5 protein-coding genes are annotated in these 5,037 nt (G+C 67.0%); all 5 read right to left on the bottom strand.

Going from position 1 to position 5,037, the window contains the following annotated elements; genetic code table 11:
* On the bottom strand, positions 1–1,636 hold a 1,636-nt coding region (locus tag ACLP4W_RS13510; protein WP_442386648.1), incomplete at its 3' end, for a recombinase family protein.
* Positions 1,633–1,959: a hypothetical protein gene (locus tag ACLP4W_RS13505; RefSeq protein ID WP_442386647.1), complete on the bottom strand. Its 327-nt coding sequence runs from the start codon at positions 1,957–1,959 to the stop codon at positions 1,633–1,635. The genes ACLP4W_RS13510 and ACLP4W_RS13505, both read right to left, overlap by 4 nt.
* Positions 1,956–2,381, bottom strand: a complete 426-nt coding sequence (locus ACLP4W_RS13500) for a helix-turn-helix domain-containing protein (RefSeq protein WP_442386645.1) — start codon at positions 2,379–2,381, stop codon at positions 1,956–1,958. Before ACLP4W_RS13500 ends, ACLP4W_RS13505 begins: the two co-directional genes overlap by 4 nt.
* 268 nt (positions 2,382–2,649) lie before the next feature.
* A complete protein-coding gene (gene istB, locus ACLP4W_RS13495) occupies positions 2,650–3,420 on the bottom strand; it encodes an IS21-like element helper ATPase IstB (RefSeq protein WP_442386643.1) in 771 nt (256 codons plus the stop codon).
* Positions 3,417–4,925, bottom strand: a complete 1,509-nt coding sequence (gene istA / locus ACLP4W_RS13490) for an IS21 family transposase (RefSeq protein WP_442386641.1) — start codon at positions 4,923–4,925, stop codon at positions 3,417–3,419. Before istA ends, istB begins: the two co-directional genes overlap by 4 nt.
* Between the last annotated feature and the right edge of the window lie 112 nt (positions 4,926–5,037).

Below are 5,037 nucleotides of genomic sequence, written 5' to 3'. Positions count from 1 at the left end.
CGGAACGCAAACCGTCTTGACTTGACACTGGGCGCAGGTGTGGTGTCGGTTCGCCTTTTGGGTTTGGTGGGCCGGTCGGGTCCGGTGGTGGCGGGTCGAGTGCGATGCGCAGCCGGATCTTGACGTGCCAGCCGGTGACGCGGACGTCTTCGATGAGTAGGCGCAGCAGTTGCTGTTTTTGGATGTTGTCGAGGGTGTCGATGACGGCGTGGATGCGGGCGGCGAAGTCGTGCACGCGGCGGCGGAGCTGGTTGTCACGGGCAAGCGCGGTTCGTTCATCGGCAAGGCTGGTTCGCTTATGCTCTAGCTCTTTTCGACGGGAGGAGACTTCGGTGGCGCGGCGCTGCATTTCGGGGAGTTCGATGAACCCGCCCTGGTAGAGGTCGATGAGGCGGCGCCGTTCGGTGTCGGCGGCCTCGATCTTGCGGTCCAGCCGGGTCAGTTCAGCGGCGAGCAGTTCGTCGTCGGGGATCGGGGTTGCCAGGGTGACGGCCTGTTCGCCGGCCAGCAGCCGGTCCGGGTGGGTGATCGCGGCGCGTATCTGGTCGAACACGAAGCTGTCGAGCGCGTCGGCGCGGATGTTGCGTTCGGGACAGCGGCGGGATTCGCCGCCGGCGCGGATGGGGTCGTGGTTGCGGCAGTGGTAGTAGCGGTGCCAGGTACCGTTGCGGCCGCGCATCTTGTGGCAGTTGGTGCCGACACCGCAAACACCGCATTTGACAAGTCCTTTGAGCAGCCATTGGCCGGGTTCGGCGCGACGGGGGCTCCACTTGGTGTTGTCGGTGGCGACTCGCCCGGCGGCTTGGAACAGCTCGTCAGAGACGATGCGTGGGCAGTCGATGGGGATCCATTCGTCCCGGTTGCGCCAGACCTGCCGGTGGTGTCGGGTGGGGCGTCGGTCGGGCACCGATTCGGTGCGGTTGTAGTAGACCCGGCCGATGTAGGCCTCGTTGCGCAGCAGCCGGCACAGGGTGGAGTGGCCCCAGGTGGGTTTGCCGGTGGGTGACGGTATCGCGTCGGCGTTGAGGCGTCGGCAGATCTCGCGCACGGTGATGCCGGCGGCGCGGTCGGTGAAGATCCGCCGCACCACGGCGGCCTCGGGCTCGTAGATCTCGTGGTGTGCTTGGCCGGTGGCGGTGCTGCGGGGGATGCGACGGTAGCCGTAGGAGGCTTTCCAGGTGACGATCTCGCCGGCGCGGGCCCGAAACAGTTTGCCGCGCCGGTAGCGTTCGGCGATCTTGGCTTTCTCGTATTCGGCGATTACGCCCTGGACCTGGGTGAGCAGTACCGATTGCGGGTCGTCGGCGGCCAGCCCCGGGGAGTCGGTGAAGGCGACGATGACCCCGAAGCGGTCCAGCTCGTCGAGCACCAGCACCTGGTAGGCGTAGGCGCGGGCGAGCCGGTCGGGCGACAGGCACCACACTCGTTGGATGAGCCCGGCCTCGGCGGCATCGCGCAACGCGTCCAGTCCGGGCCGGTCCAATCGGGCGCCGGAATACCCGTCGTCGACGTACTGGCCGACCAGCTCGTCACCGGCGGCGGCGATGTGTTCGCGCAGCAGCTGCAGCTGTGAGCCGATGGTGCCGCGGTCGGCTTGGCGCTCGGTGGACACCCGCGCATACAGCGCCGCCCTCACCGCAGGCCTCTTCCCGGTAGTGCCAGTGCGGCAACCGAATCCACGCGTGCGGCGGCGTCGAGCAGGAACTGATAACCCGCCGCCAGCGCTGCCACCCGCGGATCGTTGTGCGGTGTCCATGCCGGCCGGGTGGCGGCGAGCAGTTCGGCGACGAACACCGGCTCGGCGCTCGGCCACGCGATCAACCCGGCCAGGCCGCGACGGGCAAACCGGGCCGCGGCCAGACCAGGGGGCAGCCCGGTGAGCTCAAGCACATGCGCGCGCAGCGTTTCGTAGTCGACCTGTGCCGCCTCGACCGGCGGCCAGAACGACCGGGCGCTCACCGCCCGCGGACCCGCTCGACGGTGCGCCGGTGTAACCGCACTCCGAACCGGTCGGCCACCTGCTCGGCGATCTGGGCCCCCGAGCCGGTGTCGGCGCGGATGAACTCCACGATCTCGGGGCGCAGCTTGACCGGGCCACGACGGCCGCGCCGCTCGTCGACTAGCCCCGCCATGCCCGACTGCTCGAACGCCGCCGCCACCAGATAAAACGCTGCTCGTGAATAGCCGTGTGCCGCAGCAGCTTCGGCCACGGGAACACCCTCGACTAGACGCGCTCGCAGCATCTCGTATTTCACCTGCACTTTGTCGGCGGCCAGAAAAAAACCTGGCCCGGCGGTGAACAACGGCGCGAAAACCGCGTCGGGATTCGGATGCACCAACCCCGCCTCGGTCAACGCCCGAAGTCGTGTCGTGTCGCTCACCGGTCTCACCTCCCACCCGGGAGCCTAGGCCACCACGCACTCGCCGTCTATCATTTACCGCCGCGCGTCGACGTTCAATTCTCGCAGCGGCTGCTAGATAGCCGCAGTAACCGAATATACGGTGAATGATGCGGCGATCAACGCTAGATATGCGGTGGTAATTACTAGACATCGAACTCAGTCCGCAGGGCCGGGCGCCAGCGCCGCCGACGGTGTTCAGGATGCAGATACAGCTCCGGAACCGCTTCCAGCGGAGCCAGCACCACCGTCAATTGCAGCTTTGCGTTCCGCTGGTGATGACGACGGTGGCGTGGTGCAGGAGTCGGTCCAGGATGCTGACGGCGGTGGTCTGTTCGGGCAGGAATCGGCCCCATTGTTCGAAGGGCCAGTGCGAGGCGATGGCCAGGGAGCGGCGTTCGTAGGCGCCGGCGACGAGACGGAACAGCAGTTGGGTCGCGGTGTCGTCGAGCGGGGCGAAGCCGAGTTCGTCGAGGATGATCAGGTCGACGCGCAGCAGGGATTCGATGATCTTGCCGACGGTGTTGTCGGCAAGGCCTCGGTAGAGGGTTTCGACGAGGTCGGCGGCGGTGAAGTAGCGGGCCTTGTGCCCGGCGTGGATGGCGGCGATCCCGAGACCGATCAGGGTGTGGGATTTCCCGGTCCCGGCCGGTCCGATAATCGCCAGGTTGGATTGTGCGCGAACCCATTCCAGGCTGGACAGGTAGGCGAACACCTTCGGCTGAATTGAGGAGGCGGCCACGTCGAACGACTCCAACGTTTTGGCGACTGGGAACCCGGCGGTCTTGAGCCGGTTGACGACGTTGGAGGCATCGCGGGCGGCTAGTTCGGTTTCGACCAGGGTCCGCAGCACCTCTTCGGGGGTCCAGCGTTGGGTCTTGGCCGTCTGCAGGACCTCGGGTGCGGTGCGCCGGATCGCTGCGAGCTTGAGCCGACGCAACCCGGCGTCGAGATCGGCAGCCAGTTCTGGAACAGAGAGCGGTGCAACGGGTTTGGTTGCCTTGGCCGATGTGGTTGTCATGAACTCACACCACCATCGGCGGCCGGGGTGACCTTGTAGGCATCCAACGAACGCGTCGGGGCGACCGGCAGGTCGAGGATCAACGCATCCCCAGCGGGGCGGGGCTGGGGTGTTCCCGCCCCGGCGGCCAGGATCGAGCGGACATCGGTCGCACGGAACCGCCGGAACGCCAGCGCCCGGCGCAACGCCGCCACCAATGCCTGTTCACCATGGGCAGCGCCCAGTGCCAGCAGGATCTCCAGCTCAGAACCCAGGCGGGTGTTGCCGATCGCGGCGGCCCCGACCAGGAACGCTTGGGCGTCGGCACCGAGGTCGCAGAACTGCTTCTCGATGGTCGTTTTCGGGCGTGGCCCGCGGTTGGGCGCCGGTCGTGGCCCGTCGTAGTGGGCATCGCTGATCGACGCGGTGCCCGGGGCACCCAGTTCGTGCTCAGCCACGATCATCCCGGTCGTGGGCTCGACGAGGCAGACCGCCCCGTGATCGACCACCACGGCCACCCTGGCTCCGATCAGCCGGGTGGGCACCGAGTAGCGGGCCGAGGCATACCGGATGCAGGACAGCCGGTCGACCTTACGCAGCACCGAGGGCGCCCCGATCTGCAGACGCAGCGACGGCAATGGTTGCAGGAGTTCACGTTCGATGAGCAGCCGCTCGTCGGGCACCGCCATGATCTCCGAATGGACCGCGGCATTGACCTCGACGCACCACGCCCTGGCCGCGGCGTTGGCGGCCCGCACGTCAACCGGTGTCCCGGTGATGGCAGCGTCGGTGAGCAGTGGCACCGCCAGATCGCGTTGAGCGTAGCCGCACAAGTTCTCCACGATGCCCTTCGATTCGGGATCGGATGCATGGCAGAAATCCGGTGCGAACCCGTAATGGCTCGCCAACCGGACATATTCGGCCGTAGGAATCACCACATTCGCCACTACGCCGCCCTTCAAACACGCCATCCGGTCGGCCAGCACCCGGGCCGGGACACCGCCGATCGCAGCCAATGCTTCGGCGATCAGCGCCAGTGTCGTCGACGCCCGTTGATCGGTGGCGAACGCCACGAACCGCCACCGGGAGAACGCCAGCACCGCGCAGAATAAGAACAGCCCGGGCGCGGCTTCGGCCCAGTCGATCACCAGATACTCACCCGGCGACCACACCGCCGGGCGGCGGCCCCGGTGATTCTCGCTGCGCCACAATGTCTTCGACACCGCAACCAACCGGCGGAAGTTACGCTCCGAACCCTCATAGCCAGCAGCGCGAGCGATCGGCAACATCCGCTTCGCCGACATCCGGCCCGCCGACTTCGCGACGCGTTCGGCGACCAGCTCGGCCACCGCATCGTAGTTACGGGCCCGCTCAGCCCGCGGTGGTGCGGTCTCGCCGGCTTCGAACTTCTCCACGACCCGTTTGACGGTCTTGTGGGTGGTGCCGCACAGCTCGGCGGCGCCTCGGAATGACCCGAGTTGTTGATAGGCAGAAATGATGTCCATGCGGTCCCTCGCAGACTTCAATGGAACTCCCCGGTGGTGGCGATGAGTGGTTGGCACCTTCACCGTCACCACCGGGGCCCGCAGTTCCTGATCGACACGACGAACACGGGGTGGGGACTTTTATCTGGCCACC

Source organism: Mycobacterium sp. (assembly GCF_052145595.1).
In the GTDB taxonomy this organism is placed as follows: domain Bacteria; phylum Actinomycetota; class Actinomycetes; order Mycobacteriales; family Mycobacteriaceae; genus Mycobacterium.
The sequence above is the reverse complement of the archived record's forward strand: the minus strand, read 5'-3'. Positions and strand labels throughout refer to the sequence as shown.